The sequence below is a fragment of the Advenella sp. RU8 genome (assembly GCF_048381675.1).
Taxonomy (GTDB): domain Bacteria; phylum Pseudomonadota; class Gammaproteobacteria; order Burkholderiales; family Burkholderiaceae_B; genus Advenella.
The window spans coordinates 174,011-197,304 of the sequence record NZ_JBLWIS010000005.1 but is presented as its reverse complement, the minus strand read 5'-3'; the positions used below and the strand labels follow the sequence as shown (position 1 = coordinate 197,304).

The following is a 23,294-nucleotide window of genomic DNA, read 5'->3' as shown; positions in this document are numbered from 1 at the left end:
AGAGTTATCGATAATGACCATATTGCCCGATGCAGGCACGCTGCAGAAAACCCTGTTTTCTGCCTTGCCTGACTTCTCTTCAATTGCCTGGGTTGAGCAAATTGATTCAACCAATACTTTTCTCATGCAGGAAGCCCGTAATCCGCAAAGCCAGTGGGGGAGGCCAGCCCTGATTGGTGCGCATCACCAGCAAAAAGGCAAGGGGCGCGGCGGGCGCAAATGGGTTGACAACGCGGGGGCCACCCTGATGTTTTCCTGTGCTTATGATGTTTTCCTGCCTCCGGCGCAATTGCCCATGCTGGCACCGGTTGCCGGTATTGTGGCATGCGAACAGTTGCGTAAAATGGTGGGGCCAGCCGCCCAGGACCGCTTAACCATGAAATGGCCCAACGACATTCAGTTCGATGACGGCAAGCTCTCGGGCCTGTTGGTTGAGTCGGTCAAGCCGGGTAATGGCCGGGTCAATGACCGCCATCATGTGGTGGTGGTGGGCATGGGCATGAACCTGTCCCAGGCCGAGGCCCTCAGCCAGGACCTGGGCCGTAAAGTGGCCGACTGGACATCGGTGTTAATCAGCCTGAACCGGCAAGATCAGCAGGCCGAGCATATTGGCCTGCTGGTGGCCCGGATTGCCCGAGCCTGGTCCGAGGCCTTTGCACTATACGAGCAGGAAGGGTTTGCACCTTTCCGGCAACGTCATGAAAACCTGGACGCCCTTAAATCATGTGAAATAAATGTGTTGTCTGGTGATAAAATTGTACTGACAGGCACCGCCAAAGGGTTAAATGATCAGGCATGCCTGGTGGTTGAAAACGGGCAGGGCCAGCATCTTGTCACCAATGGTGACATCAGCATTCGTGCCCGTGCCAATACCTAGGAGCGCGCCATGCTCATGCTGCTGATCGATTCGGGTAATACCCGGATAAAAATCACTTATCTTATCAACCAGTTCCGCCAAACCGAAGATCTTCTGGTGCTGGAGCACGACCAGATAGAAAAATTGCGCGAATGGTGCAATACCTTGCCCGAAGTTCCGGCAAGGGCGATTGGTGTTAACGTGGCGGGTGAAGACATTGCCCACCAAATCCAGCAGGCACTGCCCGCTTCCTGTGGGCTGCACTGGCTTGCCGCACAGGCGCAAACCCTGCACCTGAAGAACAGTTATACAAACCCTGCACAACTGGGGGCTGACCGCTGGATGGGGCTCTTGGGGCTTGCCGAACATCGTCAACATCCCGAACTGCCTGCCATGCTGGTTAGCTTTGGCACCGCTACGACCGTAGACACCCTGGACGCTGATAACATGTTTATGGGCGGGTTGATCTTTCCGGGTGTCATGTTAATGCGTGCCAGCCTGCATAAGGGCACGGCCAACCTGCCTGCCATCGACCTGCGTAAAAGTGAAGTTCCTCCAGCTTTTCCGCACAGTACCGAACAGGCTATCCTGAGCGGCATTATTGCGGCACAGGCCGGGGCCATTGTGCGGCAATGGAAAGCCGTGCTGGACAAAACCAAACAGCAACCAAAGATTTTCGTGACGGGTGGTGCCCGGCATGGCGTGTTGCCAGAGTTGCTCAGGTTGCTTAACGACATCGCCTTGTTACAGGGATTTGATACAATCACTTTGCAGGAAATTGAATCACCCGTACTGGATGGCTTGCGTATTTATGCACAGGCCGAATGGAATCATTAATTATGCGAACCTTGTTTTTTGTTATTTTGCTGGCCAATGGCTTTGTTTATGCCCATGGCCAGGGCTGGATTGGCACGCCACCCAGTGAAATAAAGTCGGGGATGGCCGGCAAGCCACCTGTAGAATTCAAATCGCATGCACTTAAAACAGGGCCGGTGGGCCAGTAAGCGCTATGGCAATCAAAACAGAAAAAATCATCCTGAATGGCATGGCCGGCAATATAGACTGCGCCATCGATTGGCCTGATACCCCCATCAGGGGTTGGGCCTTGGTATTGCATCCACATCCCCTGCACGAGGGCACGCGAGACAATAAAATCGTGACCACCGTGGCCCGTACTTGCGCCCAGAATGGCCTGCTTGCCGTACGCCCTAATTTCAGGGGTGTTGGCCTGTCCGAAGGTGAGTTCGACAGGGCCCATGGTGAAACGCACGATATGCAAATGCTGATTAGCCAAATAGAGCAGCTGTACCCTGAAGTGGACCATAAAAAATGGGTGCTGGCCGGTTTTTCATTTGGGACAGCCGTGGCAGCGCAGTTGTATGCCGAACAAAAAGAAGCCCAGCATAAATTGCCTGATGCCATGATGCTTCTGGGGCCTGCAGTATGGCGGTTTCAGTACCGCGATATTGAACTACCTGACGATTTGCTGGTCGTACATGGTGAAAAAGATGAAGTTGTGCCTTTGCAGGAAGTTTTTGACTGGATCAGGCCCTATCAGATTCCGGTTACCGTCATGCCCGAGGCGACTCATTTTTTTCACGGGTTCCTGATTCAATTGAAGAAATTGATACAAATTAAGCTGGACCAAATCCTGAAATAAGTTAGTGCTGGCGTGGGTTTTCCGGCAACAAGGCTTATAATAATCTGCAATTGCATGGTCTTTCATGTCATTGTCTTACCTTACAACTCTAACCGGATACTGTGTTTTTATGTCTTCCCGTCGTTTATTACTTGGTTTGATCGTTGTGGCACTCGCAGGGGGTGCCTATTATTTTTATGATAATAATAAAACACCTGCCCAGGCAGAAACCACGGTAAACGGTTCGGTTGTCACCTCGGTGCTGAATAACCCTGCACCAGTGCTTGCGCAGGCGCCTGAAGTGCGCTCAAGCATTACCGTTACCAATGCACAAACACCGGTTGTTAGTGATTTTGCCAGCGTTGCACCACCGAACCCACCCATCAAGGCATGGATGGTTTTTGATGTAAACAGTGGGCAAATCATTGGTAATGTAGAGCCCGACCTGCAAATTTCACCCGCCTCCTTAACCAAGCTCATGACTGCAAGCCTGGTGTTTTCAGCTTTGGACGATAAACGTATCAGCCTGGACCAAATGGTGACCGTTTCCGAGAAAGCCTGGAAAACCGGTGGTTCACGGATGTTTATTGAAGTCAACAAACAGGTCCCGGTGGGCGATTTGCTGCAAGGCATGATTGTGCAATCTGGTAACGATGCCACCATCCAGCTGGCAGAAACCGTGGCGGGCAGCGAAAGTGTTTTTGTAGGGCAAATGAACCAGGAAGCCAAAGCTTTTGGCATGAACAATACCAATTTTGCCGATCCTACCGGCTTGCCTTCGCCAGACACCTACACGACTGTGCGTGATCTTTCGATACTGGCCCAGCATATTATCAAAGACCATCCCAGCTATTACCATTATTTCAGCCAGCCTGAATTTACCTATAACAAAATCAGGCAGCCTAACCGTAATGGCCTGTTGTATCGCAATATTGGCGTAGACGGGCTTAAAACCGGCCACACTGACGATGCCGGCTATTGCCTTATTTCCACTGCAGTGCGCGATGGCCGCCGCATCATTTCTATCGTGGTGGGAGCTAACTCTATCCGTGACCGTGAACAAATTAGCCAAACCTTGTTAGATTGGGGTTTCCAGAACTTTAGCAATAAAACCGTTGCCGAGGCGGGTAAACCGCTGGTGCAGCCACGGGTGTGGGAAGGTGAAAGCAAACAGGTCAGCCTGGGTTCGCTTGACCCGGTTACCGTTACCGTCCCCCGTGGCCAGGAAAGTGCCGTACAGGTGGTTACCCAATACAACGACAAACTGGTGGCTCCGCTAGCCAAAGGACAAACCGTGGGGTCTGTCCAGTTTGTGCTGAATGGCAAGATTCTTAAGCAAGAGCCCCTGGTGGTGACTGAAGCGGTTGCCCAGGCCGGTTTTGTGGGTCGTATGTGGGATAAACTGCTGGGTATGTTCTAGGATTGTATGTATGCGTTCCCACGGGGCGTGGTAACGAGTAAAATCCCCCTCCTGCGGAGGGGTGGCGCATAGCGCCGGGGTGGTTCTTTCTGGTTCCCACGGTCCCGCGTTTGAACGGGTATTTGACACAATTTTAATTTTCAGGCCGCCTTGAAAAACTTCAGTCCGGCCTTATTTACACGGCATAGAGGTTTACGGTGATACAAGGCATTAGCAGCGACAGCCTGGTTTATCTGAATGGCGAATACCTGCCACTCAGTCAGGCAAAAATTTCGGTTCTGGACAGGGGTTTTATTTTTGGCGATGGCATTTACGAAGTGGTGCCTGCCTATAACCGCAAACCGTTCCGCCTGAATGAGCATGTGGCCCGCCTTGAGCGCAGCCTTAAAGCCGTTAAGCTGGAAACTGGCAAAACCACGGAAGATTGGCGTCAGCTCATGACCGACATGGTTAACAAAGCCGAGACCGATGATACCTTTGTTTACCTGCAAGTCACCCGTGGCGTGGCCAAGCGCGATCATGCTTACCCCAACCCGCCGGTAGCACCTACCATTTTCTTGATGAGCTCTCCGTTTGTGCGGCCTTCCGAAGAATTGCGGACCAAAGGTTTCAGGGTGGTTAGCATGCCAGACGAACGCTGGTACCACTGTGACATTAAAAGCGTTTCCCTGCTGGGCAACATTCTGGCCAAAGAATATGCGCATGCCAAAGGGGTGGACGACGTCATCCAGTTTCGTGACGGCTTCATGACCGAGGCCTCTTCGGCCAACATTTGGGTGGTTAAAGACGGCACGTTGCTGGCACCGCTTAAAAACAATCTTATTTTGGAAGGCATTCGCTACGGTTTAATGGAAAAACTGGCTGCCCAATGTGGTATCCCGTTTGTCGCCCAAAACATTAGCGAAGAACAGGTCGCCCAGGCCGACGAACTGCTGTTTACCTCGGCCACCAAAGAAGTGCTGCCGATTCTTGAATACAATGGCCAGCCGGTGGGCCAGGGCGTTGCGGGCCCCATATACCAAAAGCTGCGTGCCGCTTACGATTTGGAAATTGAACAGTTATGATGAAAGAAATTCCCCCCGAAGAGTCCCTGATTGAATACCCCTGTGATTTTCCGATTAAGGTCATGGGCGTTAACCACCCCGAACTGGCGCAAATGCTGGTTGAGCTGGTCTTGCAGCATGACCCTGGTTTTGACGCCAGCACTGTGGAAATGCGTGCCAGCAAAGGCGGTAACTACATCGGTTTGACCTTTACCGTGCGCGCCACTTCCCGCGAGCAGCTGGACACCATCTACCGCACTCTGCACGGACACGAGCTGGTTAAAGTAGTGCTGTAAGCGCATGACGCAGCTTAAACGGATTGAAGGCCTGGCCGATTACGAAAGTACCTGGCAGGCCATGAAAACCTTCACGGAAAACCGCCTGCCAGACACTGAAAACCAGATCTGGCAGGTGGAGCACCCGCCTGTCTATACCCTTGGGCAGGCTGGCAAACCGGAACATATTCTTAACCCGGGCAATATCCCGGTGATACGCTGTAACCGGGGTGGACAGGTCACCTACCACGGGCCCGGGCAGGTGGTGATTTACCCCTTAATCAACTTGCACCGTGCCAATATGTTCGTGAAAGAATACGTTACCGCGCTTGAAGACGCCATTATTCATACCTTGAATGATTATGGTATTAACCAGGCCTGTCGTAAAGACGGCGCGCCTGGGGTGTATGTGCCTATGGAAAACGGTGAACTGGCCAAAATTGCCGCTTTGGGCGTGAAAGTCAGCCGTGGTTGCACTTATCATGGTCTTGCCATTAATGTGGATATGGACCTGAACCCGTTTGACGGCATCAACCCCTGCGGCTATGCCGAGTTAAGAACCATTGACATGAAAACCGTTGGCGTGCAGGCTAATTGGCAGGATGTGGCGGACAAGGTAAGCGGGTATTTGCTGGACGTGTTTGCGTAAAGGCCGTAAAGGCAAGAATCACTTGAATCCGTGGTTCCCATGCTCCTGCGTGGGAACCCATATGTGTTACAAAAACATACTACAATTGCATACAAATTTATTTGCAATACCAAACAGGACTCACCCCACCCCATGAAAACCAAATATCAAACCCATCTAGACAGTACGTTTGTACTAATAAGCGCATTGATGTTCTTGTTTGTGGTCAGTAACCAGGACTTGCCCAGTGGGGTGTTTTATGTGTTGTGTGTTTTATCTTTGCTGGTATGGGGTGCCAACCGTAAAAACAGTCAAAACGATTCCACGGTTTATTCAAATCAATACAAAACCCTGTTTATCCTGTGTTCGGTCAACCTGCTGGCTGTGCTGGTATCCAAAATAGCGCACCAGCATCTTTCCGGCTCTGAAATAGAAAAAGCCGCGCGGTTTTCTGTTGGGTTGCCCTTGTTAATACTGGGCATGCAATACATTCCTGCAGAAAAACTGAAGCATTGCCTGTGGGGTGTTTATGCGGCGGTGTTGTATGCTTTTGCTAATATTTTTTATCTATCATGGCCTACCTTTATAAGGTCAGAACACATGGGTGCCTACAATGCCGTCAGTTACGGCGTTATTACTTTGTTATTAAGCTGTATGACCTTTTATTCCATTGGGGTGTCATTAACCGGCAAACCCCATTTGGAAAAAAATGCCAAGGTTATCATAGGCTTTTTGGGTATGGCGGGTTTTATGTTGACACAAACCCGTACAGGCCTGGTTGCATTTCCCCTGTTTTTACTGTTGGGTATTTTGCTGGCCTGGAAAGACAAGTCACGAATCAAAATTGTGGTTGGCTATCTGGTAAGTTTGGCTGTTGTGTTTGCCCTGCTGTTTTCCATTCCAATCGTACAAAAACGGGTGGAATTGGCTAAAAATGAATTTTTGCACTGTGTACAGGTTGATCCTACTGCAGACACCTCTATTTGTATTCGCTTGCAATTGTGGAATTCAGCCATTGATATATGGCAGCGAAATCCATTAGCTGGAACGGGTAGCAATGGACAATATCAAGAAGAATTAAAGACGCACGCGCTGGCGAAAGGGCTGGTATCAGAATATACCGCGAACGATTTTGGTGAACCGCACAGTGATTATTTGCAGGCTTTAAGCAGCTTTGGTCCATTGGGCGTATTAGGCCTGTTGTTTTTATATTTTGCCCCTGCCTGGATATTTGTAAAGCGGTTGATTCAATCCCGGCAAGTGGCCATTCGCAGTTTTGCCGCTATGGGAGCCGCTGTTTGCCTGGGCTTTGCCATATACGGTATGACCGAGCTTATGTTTCGTGGCATGCGAACACTTTCTTTTTATACCTTCATGGTGGCAGTATTCTTGTTGCTGTCTTCCTCCCGGAAAGACAATCAAGTGTCCGGCAAACAGACTTAAGGCTGATAAGCTAAACGCGTAAGGACCCAAGGGTTTTCAAGTATTGCCGATTGAATAACGCTAAAATGAGTAATTCTGCCTGGTAAAACCGGGCACGCGCCAGATAAACTGCAAGGTAAGACAGACATGAGTACCGATTCAGCCGTAACATCCGCTTCAAAAAACGCCTCTTACGATGCGACCAAAAAACAAAAATCATTTGAAAAAACGTCGCGTATTCCCATCAAGATCATTCCTGCCGAGCGTTTGAAAAAGCCCGACTGGATTCGCGTGAAGGCCGCTGCGCCCAACTCTCAATTCAACGACATCAAACGTATATTGCGTGAAAACGATATGTTTACCGTGTGTGAAGAAGCCTCCTGCCCGAACATAGGCGAATGCTTTGGCAAGGGCACAGCCACCTTCATGATCATGGGTGACAAATGTACCCGCCGCTGCCCCTTCTGTGATGTGGGTCATGGCCGCCCTGATCCGCTAGATGTGAACGAGCCTGCCAACCTGGCCAAATCCATTGCGCAAATGCGCCTGAAATACGTGGTGATTACCTCGGTTGACCGCGATGATCTGCTGGACGGTGGCGCTGGCCACTTCGTTGAATGTATTAATGAAGTTCGTGAGCGTTCACCCCTAACCACGATTGAAGTGCTGGTGCCTGATTTTCGTGGCCGCTTGGAAAAGGCCCTGGACATTTTTGCCCAAGGCGTGCCCGATGTCATGAACCATAACCTTGAAACCGTGCCCCGTTTATACAAGCAGTCTCGCCCGGGGGCAGATTACATGCACTCGTTAAAACTGCTTAAAGATTTCAAGGCCCGTCATCCTAAGGTCCCCACCAAGTCTGGCTTAATGGTTGGCCTGGGTGAAACCGATGAAGAAATTCTGCAGGTTATGCGTGACATGCGTGAGCATGATATTGAAATGCTGACCATTGGCCAGTATTTGCAGCCTTCCGAGCATCATTTGCCCGTGACGCGTTATGTGCACCCTGACACCTTCAAAATGTTTGAAGAAGAGGCGTATAAAATGGGCTTTACCCATGCGGCGGTGGGGGCAATGGTAAGGTCTTCTTATCATGCGGATCAGCAGGCGCATGCGGCTGGGGTGTAAACAGTTTTGGTGATTTAAAAATATAAAATGCTCTGCTAGAAAGCAGGGCATTTTTGTTTGTAAAGAACCCTATTTAGCTTAATGTGCCTGTTTGTAGGGGATAACCGTGTTTAAATCGCTACGAAGCAAAATTATCATTCTTAAAAACCACCAGGGTTTTCAGCGCTATGCTGCCAATACCACCTGGCTGATGGTTGAGCAAATATTACGCATTATTGCGGGTATATTGGTGGGTATTTGGGTAGCGCGTTACCTAGGACCCGAGCAATATGGGATTTTTAGCTATGTATTGGCGTTTACGACTATTTTTGGTGGTATTGCCAAATTGGGGTTGGATGGCATCCTTGTACGTGAATTGATTCATCAGCCAAAGCAGCAAGATATTTATATGGGTACGGCTTTTTGGCTGAAAGTCATAGGGGCGGTAATGGTTATTGTTTTTATGGCATGCATCGTACCGTTTATGTCCAATGATGCAACTACCAATTTGTATATTTTCATTATTGCGGGCGGTCTTTTTTTTCAAAGTTTTGAAGTTGTAGAGTTTTACTTTCAGTCTCAGGTTCTGGCCAAGCTAATTTCCATTTGTAAAGTCATACAGCTGATATTTTCATCCATTATTAAAATTTACCTTGTGCTTATACAGGCGGATCTATTCTGGTTTGTGTGTGTCATGAGTTTTGATATGTTCAGTTTAGCGTTGAGTTATTTCATCGCTTACAGAACTCAAGGGAATGCGAGTTTTTTTAAATATTTTGATTTTGATGTAGCAAAAAAACTGTTGAAAGACTCCTGGTTGCTGATTTTTTCATCTCTAGTAGTGATGATTTATATGCGTATAGATCAGATTATGATCAAGGAAATGCTGGGTGATTACGAAGTTGGCATCTATTCTGCAGCCGTTAGATTAAGCGAGGCCTTCTACTTTATTCCTGTGCTTCTTACTGCTTCAATTTTTCCAGCCATTATCAATGCAAGGAAAGAAAGTGCCTTGTTATATCAACAAAGAATGCAGCGTCTTTATACTTTTTTGATATGGGTGGCAATTCTTGTTGCCTTGCCAATGACGCTGCTAAGTGAGTGGCTTATTATGCTGCTATATGGTGAAGCTTATTTGCCTGCCGGGCAGGTTTTAATGATTCATATATGGGCCGCTGTTTTTGTTTTTATGGGTGTGGCCTGCAGTCAATATCTTCTGGCGGAAAACCTTCAGAAAATTGCCTTTCAACGAACCTTGTTGGGTGCTATTGCTAATGTGTGCCTGAATTTTATCCTGATCCCAACATACGGATTGAAGGGGTCCGCCATTGCAACCTTGCTGGCGCAGTTTATGGCAAATTATATGTATGATTTTTTTGATAAAAGGTTGCACAATCAATTGCGGTTAAAAACCCAGGCAATTTTTTTACCCTTTAAAACATTGAAATAGAATTGGCATAATATGAAAATTGCGGTAGCTGGAGCAGGTTATGTAGGCTTATCCCTGGCGGTCCTTTTGGCACAGAACAATCAGGTGGTGGTTTTAGATGTGGACTTGAAAGCAGTCAATTGCATCAACACCAGGAAGTCACCAATATATGATGTTGAAATTGAAGGTTTTTTGCATAACAAGAATTTAAGCCTTACTGCTACATTAGATAAGAATTTTGCTTTTTCGGATGTTGAGCTGGTTATCATCGCCACGCCGACAGACTATGATGCTGATACCCAGTGCTTTAATACTAAAAGTGTAGAAACACTTATTTCAGATGTTTTGTCGATTAATCCACATGCATTAATGGTGATCAAATCAACTATTCCTGTTGGTTTTGTTCAGCGTATGCGTGAAAAATTCAAGACAGATCAGATCATTTTTTCACCTGAATTCCTGCGAGAAGGACGTGCGCTTTTTGATAATCTCTACCCTTCCAGAATAGTAGTGGGGGAACGCTCCAAGCGTGCTGAAGCTTTCGCCAAACTTTTGATTGATGGTGCAATAAAAAAAGACGTCCCGGTGTTGTTGTCTGGCCCTGAAGAAGCAGAAGCCATCAAGCTCTTTTCCAATACTTATCTGGCCATGCGAGTGGCTTATTTCAATGAGCTGGATACCTATGCAGAAATGCAGGGACTTGATACTCAACAGATTATTGAAGGACTTGGGCTAGATCCACGCATTGGCAATCATTACAATAATCCATCATTTGGCTATGGCGGCTACTGCCTTCCCAAAGATTCCAAACAGTTACTGGCTAACTATGATTATGATCAAATCCCGCAGAGCCTGATAAAAGCGATTATTGCCTCCAACGAGATCCGCATGGATTTTATAACACGGCAAATTCTGAGTCGAAACCCAGATAAAGTGGGCGTCTATCGCTTGATCATGAAGGCAGGGTCAGATAACTTTCGTGGTTCTGCCATACAAGGTGTGATGTATCGCTTGCAAAGCCAAGGATTAAAATTGCTTATTTATGAACCTGAGTTGGCGGCGGATGAATTTAATGGGATTGGTGTCATTAATGATTTTGGACAATTCGCAGCAGAGGTTGATCTCATCATCGCAAATCGAGTAGATGATTTATTGATGGGATATAAGCATAAAATTTATACACGAGATTTACTGGGTAAAGACTGAACATGCGGAAAAAAATATTAATAACTGGTGGGGCTGGTTTTATTGGCAGCCATTTATGCGAACGGCTGGCAAGTGATCCTGACAATCAAGTTATTTCCTTGGATAATTATTTTACCGGTAGTCAAACCAATCATATTCCAGGTGTCACTTACATTCACGGTAATACAGCCCAAATAGATAAGTTAATTGATTTTTTCCCTGATCATATATACCATTTGGGCGAATACTCACGCGTTGAGCAAAGTTTTAGTGATATTGAAAAGGTGTGGGAATTTAACAAACAGGGGACTTTTTCGGTACTGCAGTTTTGTAGAAAAACGGGTGCAAAACTGATTTATGCCGGTAGCAGTACTAAATTTGGCGATGGTGGGTTGGGCAGAAGCCAAAGCCCCTATGCATGGACAAAGGCCGCCAATACTGAACTGATTAAAAACTATGGCAGCTGGTTCAATATTCCTTATGCAATCGTGTATTTTTACAATGTTTATGGCAAGCGTGAAATTGCCACAGGTAAATATGCAACACTTATTGCGCTTTTCACAGAAAAAATGAAGGCGGGTGAACCTTTGTCGATTGTTAGTCCTGGCACGCAAAAACGTAATTTCACTCATATTGATGACATCGTTGATGGTTTGGTGCTTGTAGGAGAGCAGGGCTATGGTGATGATTTTGGTATTGGCAGCCCAGAATCGTTAACGGTGCTTGAGGTGGCCGCTCTTTTTGGAGGTGAAATTGCCATGTTGCCCGAGAGAAAGGGGAATCGTATGACTGCGGATGTGGTCACAGATAAAACTCGGGCACTTGGTTGGCGACCCAAAAAAAATCTTGCTGATTACATTTCCCACCTTAAAAGAAACAACTGGAATAAGTAATGAACACCCTTCAACCCTTTGTGCCACCACACGCTTTAACCTCAGCGGTGCTTTTTTTAGTTTTTAACCGATTGGAAACAACCCGGCGGGTTTTTGAGGCTATTCGCCAGGCCAAACCCCCAAGGCTTTATATTGCGGCAGATGGCCCACGAGATAACCGTGACGGTGAAGTGGAAAAGGTTAAGGCGGTTCGTGATTATGTAATGGCCCACATTGATTGGAACTGTGAGGTTAAAACCCTGTTCAGGGGAAAAAATCTAGGCTGTAAACATGCAGTAAGTGAAGCAATTACCTGGTTTTTTGAGCAGGAAGGACAGGGTATCATTCTGGAAGATGATTGTTTACCAAGCCAGAGTTTTTTCTGGTATTGCGAAACCTTGCTGGAAAAATACAAAAATGACGATTCGATTTATTTGATCTCTGGTTACGGGCGCGGCTCTGAACCGTTCATTAAGAATGCCGATTACGGATTTTGCAAGTATGCGTTGATTTGGGGTTGGGCCTCTTGGGCAAAAGTATGGGAAAAATACGATCCGGAAATGAATGACTGGCCACAATTTTCAGATACGGTCATACATAATGTCAGCAAAAGAAGCGGGGCAAAGCGTTATTGGTCAGATGCCTTTTCATTGACATACAAGCATAAAATTGATACCTGGGATTACCAGTTACATTACCTTCTTTTAAAAAATGGTGGTAAATCTGTTGTCCCTAGGCTTAATTTGATTTCAAATATTGGTTTCGGTGCAGATGCTACTCATACTTTTGATGTGAATTCTGAAAATTCAAATCGTAAAACGTATGATTTTTCATTCCCGCTTAAAACTGAACCTGATCTAGACTCTGAGTTTTGTATTGATGATTTTTATGATCAATATGAGTTTTCAAAAAAATCATTGGTTGAACGCTTAATAAATAAAGTTGTAAGATTAACTTTCGGTAAGAGTGTTTTGTGATATAAATCTCGATTTTAAATTGATTGTGCGCCAAGGGAAGTGTAGATGAAAGAAGTTACTTTTTATTTTGAAATGTTTCCCAAAAAATTGGAGCGGTTTGTCAGAATATTCTTCAATTCAAATATTGGAAATCGTTATTATCTAGGTTGTTTTGAAAGGCAGCTAGGTGAAAATCGTTATGCTGTTAAAAATTCTAGGTGACGAGAAGTTATAAAAATGAAGATTTTGATTGTTAATACACTAGATATTAAAGGTGGTGCTGCTAAGGCTGCGTATCGTTTACATCATGCTTTACGGGCTGAAGGTGTGGATAGTCATATGCTGGTACAAAATAAGTCATCAGATGACTTTACTGTGATTGGCCCAATTACTAGTCGTCAGAAGGTTTTGTCTAAAATACGGCCTTTTCTGGATATGCTTCCGTTAAATTTTTATAAAAATAGGACTAAAACGTTTTTTAGTCCTGCATGGGTACCTTTTAGCGATATAGTGAGTCAGATCAATAAGTTAAAGCCAGATATTGTGCATCTGCACTGGATTACGGGGGGAATGATGCGTATAGAAGATATTGCACGTATTAATGCTCCCGTTGTTTGGTCTCTCCATGATGATTGGGCTTTTACCGGCGGTTGTCATATTAAATGGGAATGTAAAAAATACACAAAAAGTTGTGGGGCTTGTCCTAGATTAGACAGTAGTAAAGAAAAAGATCTTAGTTATAAAGTTTGGAGACGGAAACGTAAAATTTTTAGTAAAAAAAAATTAACGATTATAGGGGTAAGTCAATGGTTGACGAATTGCTCCCTGAGTAGCTCTTTACTTGGCGAAAAATCCCATGTTACTTTACCTAACCCCTTAAATACTCAAATTTTTAAGCCCCAATTTAGAAAAACTTGTAGGAAGCTATGGAATTTGCCATACGATAAAAAATTGATTCTTTTTGGTGCGAATAGCGCCACAAGCGATATTAACAAAGGTTTCAAAGAGTTAAGTGAGGCGTTGAAGCTTATCAAAACAACAAATATTGAATTTGTGGTTTTTGGCAGTAGTGAACCTGAAGAACCGCTAGATTTTGCTTGTAAAACACACTACTTGGGCCATTTGTATGATGAGGTAAGTTTAGTGGCACTTTATAGTGCAGTAGATGTGATGCTAGTCCCTAGCTTACAAGAGGCATTTGGCCAAACGGCTAGTGAATCCATGGCTTGTGGTACACCTGTTGTTGCGTTTGGTGCTACGGGGCTCTTGGATATAGTAGACCATAAAAATAACGGTTATCTAGCTAATGCTTTTGATAGTAGCGACCTAGCTAACGGTATAGACTGGGTCCTTGAACATGATGATCCGCAGCAATTAGCAGATAATGCTAGGCAAAAGATCGTCAAGTGTTTTGATAGTGAAGTGATTGCTAGAAAATATATAAATTTATATCGCGATATATTAAGTAAGGAAACATAATGAAAAAAGCACTAATTACTGGTGTTACTGGTCAAGATGGTTCATACCTCGCAGAGTTTTTGCTGGAAAAAGGATATCAGGTTCATGGCATTAAGCGCCGTGCATCGTCTTTTAATACGCAACGTGTAGACCACATTTATCAAGATCCGCATGTGGATAATCAGAATTTTATTCTACATTATGGTGATTTAACCGATTCTTCCAACCTGACGCGTATCCTGCAGGAAGTTCAGCCCGATGAGGTATATAACCTGGGAGCACAATCCCATGTGGCGGTTTCCTTTGAGTCACCGGAATATACGGCTGATGTAGATGCCATCGGAGCCTTGCGTTTGCTAGAAGCAATACGGCTGTTAGGTCTGGAGAAGAAAACCCGGTTTTATCAAGCGTCCACTTCTGAGCTATATGGTTTGGTGCAGGAAATACCGCAAAAAGAAACTACACCCTTTTATCCACGCTCGCCTTATGCTGTGGCTAAACTGTATGCGTATTGGATTACCGTTAATTACCGTGAAGCCTATGGTATGTATACCTGTAATGGCATTTTGTTCAACCATGAGTCCCCTCGTCGTGGTGAAACCTTTGTGACTCGTAAAATCACCCGTGGCCTGGCCAATATTGCCCAAGGTCTGGAACAATGCCTTTACATGGGTAATATGGATGCCTTGCGTGACTGGGGACATGCTAAAGATTACGTTCGTATGCAATGGATGATGCTGCAGCAAGAACAACCTGAAGATTTTGTGATTGCTACCGGTGTACAGTATTCTGTTCGCCAGTTTATAGAATGGTCTGCCAAAGAGCTTGGTATTACCTTACGCTTTAAAGGCAAAGGTGTTGATGAAGTGGCCATTATTGCTGGGATTGAAGGCGACAAGGCGCCAGCATTAAATACGGGCGATATTATTGTGCGTGTAGACCCACGTTATTTCCGACCAGCCGAAGTGGAAACCCTTCTGGGAGATCCTTCCAAAGCCAAAGCCAAATTGGGTTGGGTGCCAGAAATTACGGTACAGGAAATGTGTGCCGAGATGGTTGCCGAAGACCTGAAAATCGCGCAGCGCCATGCATTGCTTAAGCAGCATGGTTACGATATACCTTTTTCTGTTGAGAATTAATCTGGCATGGCAACACAACGTATATTTATTGCAGGGCATAACGGCATGGTGGGTTCTGCACTGGTGCGCCAGCTGGAAAATCTGCCAGACTCACAGTTAATTGTGCGTAATCGCAATGAGCTGAACTTGGTAGATCAGCATGCCGTACAGCAGTTCTTTAAAGCTGCAAATATTGACCAGGTTTATTTGGCGGCAGCCAAGGTGGGCGGTATTCATGCCAATAATGAATACCCAGCCGAATTCATTTACGAAAACCTGATGATAGAAGCTAATATCATTCATGCAGCCCATTTGGCGGGTGTGCAAAAATTGCTGTTTTTAGGGTCTTCTTGCATTTACCCCAAAATGGCAGAGCAACCCATGACTGAAGCCGCTTTGTTAACGGGTACGCTTGAACCCACCAATGAACCATACGCAATTGCCAAAATTGCCGGTATTAAGCTGTGTGAAAGTTATAATCGTCAATATGGACGGGATTACCGTAGTGTTATGCCAACTAACCTGTATGGTGAAAATGACAACTTCCACCCTGAAAACAGTCATGTCATACCGGCCATGATGCGTCGTTTCCACGAGGCAAAATTGGCTAATGCCAGTCAGGTTGTGGTGTGGGGTAGCGGCAAGCCTATGCGTGAATTCTTGCATGTGAACGATATGGCTGCAGCCAGCGTGCATGTCATGAATTTGAAAAATGAAATATATCAGGCCAATACCCAGCCTATGTTGTCGCATATTAACGTGGGAACCGGGGTAGACTGTACTATTCGGGAGCTGGCAGAAACCATGAAAAAAGTGGTGGGATTTAAGGGTGACTTGGTGTTTGATACCAGCAAACCCGATGGCACTCCCCGCAAATTAATGGATGTATCACGTCTTAAGGCATTGGGTTGGCAGGCCAGTATCAGTCTTGAAGATGGTTTGGCAAATACTTATCAATGGTTCTTGCAGCATCAGGAGCGATTACGTGGTTGACTCAGTAAAACTACCTGAATTATTTTGACTAACTTATTTGTGTCTGAAGGCACCATGATTAGCATTCTTGATTATTCTACGACACGATGTCTCACATCTGAAAAACCCTCTTGCTTTGAAACGCTAGAAAATGGTAAGGGCACCTTGTTGAAAATTCCTGATAGTGCCGGCAAAATTGCCGAGGGTGGCTTGCGTCTGCAGGGCTTCTATAAAAAAAACAGTCAAGATAAACCACTCATCACTGTCATAACTGTAGTTTATAATGGTGCAGCATTTTTGGAAGACACAATCAAAAGTGTGCTTGAGCAAACCTACGATAATGTTGAATACATTATTGTAGATGGCGGTTCAAAAGATAATACGCTGGATATTATTAAAAAATATGATCATGCGATTGATTACTGGGTAAGTGAACCGGATAAAGGCATGTATGATGGCTTGTCTAAAGGATTTCAAACGGTTAGTGGCACCATCATGGCCTATCTGAATGCAGGAGATCTTTATGTTAAAACAGCACTGGAAGCGGTTGTGTCCACATTCAAGAAAACGGGTTGTGAGTGGCTGACAGGTATGAGAAGTGTCTGCAATGAAGCTAATCAGATAATAAAAGTGGATACTCCTTTCAGGTATAAACCAAGTCTGATAAGAAAAGGCGTGTATGGAAAATATTTGCCTTACATACAACAGGAGTCTACATTTTGGCGTAAAGATTTATTGTCTGCCTTGGATATGAGTTTTTTCAAGCGTTTACGCTATGCAGGAGATTACTATTTATGGTTCTGTTTTTCAATGCTTGCGGAACTAAGGGTAGTACAAGTACAGTTGGGTATTTTTAAATTGCATGAAGGCCAGCTTTCTGAAAGCCTGGATAAGTATTGGCTTGAAATAAAGGGTTTTTCTGAAAAACTAAGTCTTGTGAGTTATTTGGCTGTTTTACTGGAAGTTTTTCCCTGGGTGTTAAGTGATAAGTTCAGAAAGATTTTCCATTCATCCAGAATCACCCTCTCTAATAGTGAGTAAAAGCATGATTGTCCCTGTCATTATGGCGGGCGGTACCGGCTCGCGTCTTTGGCCTTTATCTCGTCAATTACACCCAAAGCAATTCCTGAAACTGTGTGGCGATAGTACGTTGTTACAGCAAACGCTTGCGCGTCTGAATGGACTGGATACGGCTGCTCCTTTAATTATTTGTAATGAAGACCACCGGTTTTTGGTGGCTGAACAAATACGCCAAATTAAATTGCAGGGGGCGGGTATTTTGCTGGAACCGGTTGGAAAAAATACGGCACCTGCGATTGCTTTGGCTGCATTACATGCATGCCAGGAAGGCCAGGATCCTGTATTGTTGGTACTGGCAGCAGATCACTATATCGCTGATGAAGCTGAGTTTCGAGATGTGGTAAATTCTGCATCGCAATTAGCCGAGCAGGGTAAGCTTGTAACCTTTGGTATTGTTCCCACTCATGCAGAAACAGGCTATGGTTATATTCAGCGTGGTGTTGCCTTTAGCCAGACAGGATATCAGGTTGTCCGTTTTGTTGAAAAGCCCAATCGTGAAAAAGCGGAAGCCTATCTGCAAAGTGGAGATTATTACTGGAATAGTGGAATGTTCATGTTTAAAGCCAGTGCATATCTTAAAGCACTGAGTGAATTCCGGCCGGATATTTTGGACGCTTGTAAAAAAGCGCTGCAGCAGGGTCAGAAGGATATGGATTTTATTCGTGTAAATGCAGACGCTTTTATTCAGTGCCCGGAAGACTCTATTGATTATGCAGTCATGGAAAAGACTAATGATGCAGCGGTCATTCCACTTGATGCTGGTTGGAGCGATATCGGTTCTTGGTCTGCTTTGTGGGAAATTGGCAATAAAGATGCTCATGGTAATGTATCCAAGGGTGATGTTTTAGCTTTGAATACGAACAATTGTCTGATTCATGCTGACCATAAACTGGTTGCTACCGTAGGCGTTGATAACCTTGTGGTTGTAGAAACCAAAGATGCGGTATTGGTAGTGCATAAAGATTGTGTTCAGGATGTTAAAAAAGTGGTAGAGGCCATTAAAAAAGACGGTCGCCACGAACATATAAATCATCGGGAAGTATATAGGCCATGGGGCGTATATGATTCTGTTGAGGCTGGTGAGAGATATCAGGTAAAACGCATTACAGTAAAACCTGGCGCTAAGCTATCGGTGCAAATGCATCATCACCGTGCAGAGCACTGGGTGGTTGTTAGCGGCACAGCTAAGGTTACCAATGGGGATAAGACCTTTTTGGTAACTGAAAATGAATCAACGTATATCCCTATCGGTGAAATTCATGCTTTGGAAAATCCCGGTAAAATTCCCTTGGAGCTAATTGAAGTGCAGTCAGGAAGCTACCTTGGGGAGGACGATATTGTTCGCTTCGATGACAAGTATGGACGCAGTTAATTGGTAAGCTATTTGAAAAATATAAATATCAATATTTTAAATGGCTAAAAACATCAAAGTTAAAACTTAAGAAGAGATGGTTTTTGAAAATATCTATTATTACTGTTTGCTTTAATAGTGAAGCAACAATTCGTGACACGATAGAGTCTGTGCTGGCGCAAAAATATTCAGATATTGAATATATTATTGTTGATGGAAAGTCGACAGATAAGACCATGGATATTGTTCGGGAGTATCAAGGTCGTATTGCAAAAATTATTTCTGAACCTGATAAGGGTATTTATGATGCAATGAATAAGGGAATCGAAAAAGCAACAGGCGATGTAATTGGTATTTTAAATTCTGATGATTTTTATCGTACAGAAAATTCTATCTCGGAAGTTGTTGTTGAATTTCAAAAATCAGCTACCACTGATATGGTTTTAGGTGGTGTTGATTTTGTACATGAAGATGAATTGAATCATGCTGTAAGATACTATAAGGCAATTGGCTTTAAGCCTTGGAAGTTACGTTTTGGTCTTATGGCTCCACATCCTGCGGCTTTTATTCGTCGCGAAGCATATAAAAAAGTAGGCACTTATAAGCTTAATTATAAAATTAGTGCCGATTTTGATTTTTTTGTGCGTGCTTTGTTGGTACATGAGTTGAGTTTTATAACAGTAGATAAAGTCTGGGTAAGAATGCGTGTTGGTGGAGTAAGTACTTCCGGTTTGCAAAGCTATAAGGTTTCAACTCAAGAAATGCTTCGTTCATTTAAAGAAAATGAGAGATATACTAATTTTTTATTTTTGCTTTTAAGGTTGCCATTGAAATCGTTACAGTTAATTAAACGTGAAAAGAAAAAAGAATAAAGAAAATTTTAAAAGAAGCTTACCTGGCACCAAAACCGGTCAGCATTGTACGAATAGTTAATAAAATAATATAAAAATCAAATGAAATTGAGCAGTTTTTTATGTAATAAAAATCATGTTCAATTTTTACTTTTGTTTCATCTGAGTTTGCGGCATAACCATGTCGAACCTGTGCCCATCCAGTAATGCCTGGTTTAACCACATGCCGGTAGCTATAAAATGGGATTTGCTTATCAAACTCTTCAACAAAACTGGGTTGTTCAGGTCGTGGCCCAATCAGGCTCATATCACCTTTAATAATATTTAAAAATTGTGGCAGTTCATCAATACGAAGTTTGCGAATAATTTTACCAACCCGGGTAATTCTTGGGTCATCTTCTCCCGCAAATTTTTCAGGGGCAGCCCTGTCAAAGCGCATACTGCGTATTTTGTATATGGTAAAGGGCTTATTCCCTTGCCCAATTCTGGTTTGTGTATAAAAAACAGGCCCGGGGCTTTCCAGTTTAACCAATATCGCGGTAAGTAAAACGATGGGTATTGTAATGGGAAGTGTAAGTATTACAATTAACCAATCCAGGCATATTTTTACTCTTTCATAAAATACAGAAGGTAAAAGAGCACCTATATTATTTTCAGACATATTGCGTATTCTGACTCTGCCAGTGACAGATTCAAAAATTTGATTGGCATTGTAAATGGGTGTTCTTTGCAAGGCACATTGGGTTAGAAAACGTTGCCACTCTGGCGTAATAGTGGCAAAATCAGCCACTATGGCATCGTAACGCTTCTCATTAAGTATGGGTATTGATAAAGGACGCGCATCAATAGTGTTAAGCGCCAATAGCTCTTGGGTATTGGGTTGTACAACAACGGCCAGTTTGGGAATACGGTATTTATATGTGAAAATATACTCTATATATAGCCATACCAAAGTAATGAGACCGCTGGTTATAATAATTAGCCTGGATGCATTTATTTGAAATAAAAAGGTGCCTAGAATTACACATAAATATACAAAAAATATTTGTGGGGCAATCAGGAAAGCAGATCTTCCACCCGGGTAAGAAGCAGTTAATGAATTGCACCAGGTATGGCTTAAAACAAAGGCAATACTGGAAAGCCAAAGCGCATTGAATTGGCCATTATCAATGTAGTTTATATCCCTAAAACCAATATGTATGGCAAAAGGCAGGGCAACGGCAATGCACCATCCCAGCATTAATGAAAACGTACGGGACAGTAAAATTTGTTCGTGTAATTTATGAAAACGTCTTTGTGAAAAATTTTTCATGCAGATTTATAAAATGATGTCTGTATTTTTATATTCATCGGCTATTGTATGTCACTATGTGACAGTAAGGTCTGACATAGTTGCTACATTTATGATTGTTTATTATTAATTGCCCTCATGTCGTAAGAATTATTGTTTTAAACTTGCGGAATTTTTTCCATTTTCGTAGCCAAGACCTAATCAGCTCAACGTCTCAGAGTGCAAACTGGGCAGTACAATTGGGTTTGGTGCTCATCCACTAGGGTAAGCTAACGCTTGGGCAACACAGGTAAAATTCCAGGTTATAGGTCTTTGATGTAATTTTTGGTATTTGCTGTGTAAAAACGGTAAACTTCTTTTTTCTTCATTGCTTCAAGGCTATGACAATTTTCGTAACCGGTGGCGCCGGTTTTATAGGCAGTAATTTCATCCTGGATTGGCTTGGCCAATCTGGCGAGCCTGTTGTAAATATAGATAAGCTCACTTATGCAGGCAATCTGCAAAGCCTGTCTTCTATTGAAAATCACCCCGGTTACCATTTTGTTCAAACCGATATTGCCAACCAAAATACCATCTCCCAGCTGTTAACCCAATATCGGCCTAGGGCAATTATTAATTTTGCGGCCGAATCGCATGTGGACCGTTCCATTCATGGGCCAGCCAGCTTCATACAAACCAATATCGTGGGCACTTTCAGTTTGCTGGAATGCGTTCGCGCTTATTGGCATACATTGGCTGCTTCTGAAAAGGAGAATTTCCGTTTTCTGCATGTGTCTACCGACGAAGTCTACGGTTCTTTATCGTTAGCAGAGCCGGCATTTACAGAGTCGTCCTGCTACCAGCCTAACAGCCCGTATTCTGCCAGTAAGGCGGCCTCTGATCACTTGGTGCGGGCGTGGCACCATACTTATGGCTTGCCTGTGTTAACCACCAATTGCGGTAATAATTATGGCCCGCGTCAGTTTCCTGAAAAGCTTATTCCACTGGTGATTATGAATGCGCTGGCAGGCAGGCCTTTGCCCATTTATGGGGATGGCTTGCAAATACGTGACTGGCTGTATGTAGGCGATCATTGTGCGGCCATTTCGACGGTATTGGCCAAAGGCATACCGGGGGACACTTACAACATTGGTGGTGGCAATGAACGCACCAATCTGGATGTTGTGCAAGCCATATGTGATGTGCTTGATGAAATCCGCCCGCGTGCAGGCGGGCAGTCATACCACCGGCAAATTGCTTTTGTGGCAGACCGCCCCGGCCACGACCGGCGTTATGCCATTAATGGCACTAAAATAGTGCAGGAACTGGGTTGGCACCCGCAGGAAACTTTCACAACGGGTTTGCAAAAAACCATCCAGTGGTATTTAAATAACAGTGATTGGGTGCAAGGCGTGCAAAACGGTTCTTACCGCGACTGGATGGCTTTGCATTATGGCCATCATCATGGCAATGGGGGCAGGGTATGACGCAGCGTAAAGGCATTATTCTGGCGGGTGGCTCGGGTACACGCTTGTATCCGGTTACGCTGGCGGTGTCCAAGCAGTTGCTGCCGGTTTACGACAAACCCATGATTTATTACCCCCTAAGTACCTTAATGCTGGCCGGTATCCGCGATATTCTGCTTATTTCAACGCCTTGGGATTTGCCACGGTTCCAGCATTTGTTGGGTGATGGCAGCCAATGGGGGCTTAACATTAGCTATGCAGAACAACCCAGTCCCAATGGTCTGGCCCAGGCTTTTATTATTGGCCGCCAGTTTGTGGGTAATAGTTCGGTTGCCCTGGTATTGGGCGATAACGTTTTCTACGGGCATGACTTGCCCCGCCAGTTAGCGCGCGCCTGTGCCCGGGAAGAGGGCGCCACGGTATTTGCCTATCATGTGCAAGATCCCCAGCGTTACGGGGTGGTGGGGTTTAATGGGCAGGGCAAGGTGGTTTCTTTGGAAGAAAAACCCAAACAACCCAAATCCAATTTTGCCGTTACCGGCCTGTATTTTTATGACAACCAGATTCTTGATATTGCTGCCTCATTAAAGCCTTCGGCACGCGGAGAGTTGGAAATTACCGATTGCAATTGTGCTTACTTGAATAAAGGGCAGCTTTCGGTTGAGCTAATGGGCCGTGGTTATGCCTGGCTGGATATGGGTACGCATGAAAGCCTGATTGATGCGGGTAATTTTATTCAAACCATTGAAAAGCGGCAGGGGTTAAAAGTGTCCTGCCCAGAGGAAATTGCCTATCGCAAAGGCTTTATTAGTGCCACCCAGCTTGAAGCATTGGCACAGCCCTTGGCCAAGAATGAGTATGGCCAGTACTTGTTGCGCCTGGTTAAAAATAGTTGA

Annotated in this window: 23 protein-coding genes; 22 read left to right on the top strand and 1 reads right to left on the bottom strand. The window is 44.7% G+C overall.

Features of this window, described 5'->3' with window-relative positions; translation table 11 throughout:
• The first annotated feature begins 13 nt into the window (after positions 1 to 13).
• The 20 genes from ACM5Q9_RS08705 to ACM5Q9_RS08610 all read left to right on the top strand — a co-directional run bounded on the left by ACM5Q9_RS08705 (position 14) and on the right by ACM5Q9_RS08610 (position 19,683).
• Positions 14 to 877: a biotin--[acetyl-CoA-carboxylase] ligase gene (locus tag ACM5Q9_RS08705; RefSeq protein ID WP_418144336.1), complete on the top strand. Its 864-nt coding sequence runs from the start codon at positions 14 to 16 to the stop codon at positions 875 to 877.
• Positions 878 to 886: 9 nt separating this feature from the next.
• Complete coding sequence (locus tag ACM5Q9_RS08700; RefSeq protein ID WP_418144335.1) at positions 887 to 1,693, top strand: type III pantothenate kinase; 807 nt, start codon at positions 887 to 889, stop codon at positions 1,691 to 1,693.
• Between the two features lie 2 nt (positions 1,694 to 1,695).
• On the top strand, positions 1,696 to 1,860 hold the full coding sequence (locus ACM5Q9_RS08695; protein ID WP_418144334.1) for a hypothetical protein: 165 nt from the start codon (positions 1,696 to 1,698) through the stop codon (positions 1,858 to 1,860).
• A 5-nt stretch (positions 1,861 to 1,865) separates the two neighbouring features.
• Positions 1,866 to 2,516, top strand: a complete 651-nt coding sequence (locus tag ACM5Q9_RS08690) for an alpha/beta hydrolase (RefSeq protein ID WP_418144333.1) — start codon at positions 1,866 to 1,868, stop codon at positions 2,514 to 2,516.
• A gap of 109 nt (positions 2,517 to 2,625) precedes the next feature.
• Entirely contained in the window at positions 2,626 to 3,915 is a 1,290-nt protein-coding gene (locus ACM5Q9_RS08685) for a D-alanyl-D-alanine carboxypeptidase family protein (protein WP_418144332.1), read from the top strand.
• 197 nt (positions 3,916 to 4,112) lie between these two features.
• Positions 4,113 to 4,979: a D-amino acid aminotransferase gene (locus ACM5Q9_RS08680; RefSeq protein ID WP_418144331.1), complete on the top strand. Its 867-nt coding sequence runs from the start codon at positions 4,113 to 4,115 to the stop codon at positions 4,977 to 4,979.
• Complete coding sequence (locus ACM5Q9_RS08675) at positions 4,979 to 5,254, top strand: DUF493 family protein (RefSeq protein WP_418144364.1); 276 nt, start codon at positions 4,979 to 4,981, stop codon at positions 5,252 to 5,254. Before ACM5Q9_RS08680 ends, ACM5Q9_RS08675 begins: the two co-directional genes overlap by 1 nt.
• 4 nt (positions 5,255 to 5,258) lie before the next feature.
• The gene (lipB, locus tag ACM5Q9_RS08670; protein WP_418144330.1) at positions 5,259 to 5,882 is read left to right on the top strand and encodes a lipoyl(octanoyl) transferase LipB; all 624 of its coding nucleotides are present in this window, start codon (positions 5,259 to 5,261) and stop codon (positions 5,880 to 5,882) included.
• Between the two features lie 132 nt (positions 5,883 to 6,014).
• Positions 6,015 to 7,304 carry an O-antigen ligase family protein gene (locus ACM5Q9_RS08665; protein ID WP_418144329.1) on the top strand — a complete coding sequence of 430 codons (1,290 nt, stop codon included), beginning with the start codon at positions 6,015 to 6,017 and terminating at the stop codon, positions 7,302 to 7,304.
• Positions 7,305 to 7,430: 126 nt separating this feature from the next.
• Complete coding sequence (gene lipA / locus ACM5Q9_RS08660) at positions 7,431 to 8,411, top strand: lipoyl synthase (protein WP_418144328.1); 981 nt, start codon at positions 7,431 to 7,433, stop codon at positions 8,409 to 8,411.
• Between the two features lie 106 nt (positions 8,412 to 8,517).
• Positions 8,518 to 9,840: a flippase gene (locus ACM5Q9_RS08655; RefSeq protein ID WP_418144327.1), complete on the top strand. Its 1,323-nt coding sequence runs from the start codon at positions 8,518 to 8,520 to the stop codon at positions 9,838 to 9,840.
• Between the two features lie 12 nt (positions 9,841 to 9,852).
• Complete coding sequence (locus ACM5Q9_RS08650; protein ID WP_418144326.1) at positions 9,853 to 11,025, top strand: nucleotide sugar dehydrogenase; 1,173 nt, start codon at positions 9,853 to 9,855, stop codon at positions 11,023 to 11,025.
• A gap of 2 nt (positions 11,026 to 11,027) precedes the next feature.
• Positions 11,028 to 11,897: an NAD-dependent epimerase/dehydratase family protein gene (locus tag ACM5Q9_RS08645; protein WP_418144325.1), complete on the top strand. Its 870-nt coding sequence runs from the start codon at positions 11,028 to 11,030 to the stop codon at positions 11,895 to 11,897.
• Complete coding sequence (locus ACM5Q9_RS08640; RefSeq protein WP_418144324.1) at positions 11,897 to 12,853, top strand: hypothetical protein; 957 nt, start codon at positions 11,897 to 11,899, stop codon at positions 12,851 to 12,853. The genes ACM5Q9_RS08645 and ACM5Q9_RS08640 overlap by 1 nt, the downstream gene beginning before the upstream one ends.
• A gap of 216 nt (positions 12,854 to 13,069) precedes the next feature.
• Positions 13,070 to 14,311, top strand: coding sequence for a glycosyltransferase family 4 protein (locus ACM5Q9_RS08635; RefSeq protein WP_418144323.1), 1,242 nt, complete (start codon positions 13,070 to 13,072; stop codon positions 14,309 to 14,311).
• Positions 14,311 to 15,429: a GDP-mannose 4,6-dehydratase gene (gene gmd / locus ACM5Q9_RS08630; RefSeq protein ID WP_418144322.1), complete on the top strand. Its 1,119-nt coding sequence runs from the start codon at positions 14,311 to 14,313 to the stop codon at positions 15,427 to 15,429. The genes ACM5Q9_RS08635 and gmd overlap by 1 nt, the downstream gene beginning before the upstream one ends.
• 6 nt (positions 15,430 to 15,435) lie before the next feature.
• Positions 15,436 to 16,401: a GDP-L-fucose synthase gene (gene fcl, locus ACM5Q9_RS08625; protein ID WP_418144321.1), complete on the top strand. Its 966-nt coding sequence runs from the start codon at positions 15,436 to 15,438 to the stop codon at positions 16,399 to 16,401.
• A gap of 54 nt (positions 16,402 to 16,455) precedes the next feature.
• Positions 16,456 to 17,421 carry a glycosyltransferase family 2 protein gene (locus tag ACM5Q9_RS08620; RefSeq protein ID WP_418144320.1) on the top strand — a complete coding sequence of 322 codons (966 nt, stop codon included), beginning with the start codon at positions 16,456 to 16,458 and terminating at the stop codon, positions 17,419 to 17,421.
• 4 nt (positions 17,422 to 17,425) lie between these two features.
• Complete coding sequence (locus ACM5Q9_RS08615) at positions 17,426 to 18,832, top strand: mannose-1-phosphate guanylyltransferase/mannose-6-phosphate isomerase (RefSeq protein WP_418144319.1); 1,407 nt, start codon at positions 17,426 to 17,428, stop codon at positions 18,830 to 18,832.
• An 83-nt stretch (positions 18,833 to 18,915) separates the two neighbouring features.
• Positions 18,916 to 19,683, top strand: coding sequence for a glycosyltransferase family 2 protein (locus ACM5Q9_RS08610; protein WP_418144318.1), 768 nt, complete (start codon positions 18,916 to 18,918; stop codon positions 19,681 to 19,683).
• 19 nt (positions 19,684 to 19,702) lie between these two features.
• On the opposite strand, the gene ACM5Q9_RS08605 is transcribed toward ACM5Q9_RS08610, so the two are convergent.
• Complete coding sequence (locus ACM5Q9_RS08605; protein WP_418144317.1) at positions 19,703 to 20,974, bottom strand: exopolysaccharide biosynthesis polyprenyl glycosylphosphotransferase; 1,272 nt, start codon at positions 20,972 to 20,974, stop codon at positions 19,703 to 19,705.
• A gap of 359 nt (positions 20,975 to 21,333) precedes the next feature.
• Between ACM5Q9_RS08605 and rfbB the strand changes: the two genes are divergently transcribed.
• Both rfbB and rfbA read left to right on the top strand, forming a co-directional pair.
• Complete coding sequence (gene rfbB / locus ACM5Q9_RS08600) at positions 21,334 to 22,419, top strand: dTDP-glucose 4,6-dehydratase (RefSeq protein ID WP_418144316.1); 1,086 nt, start codon at positions 21,334 to 21,336, stop codon at positions 22,417 to 22,419.
• Complete coding sequence (gene rfbA, locus ACM5Q9_RS08595; protein WP_418144315.1) at positions 22,416 to 23,294, top strand: glucose-1-phosphate thymidylyltransferase RfbA; 879 nt, start codon at positions 22,416 to 22,418, stop codon at positions 23,292 to 23,294. Before rfbB ends, rfbA begins: the two co-directional genes overlap by 4 nt.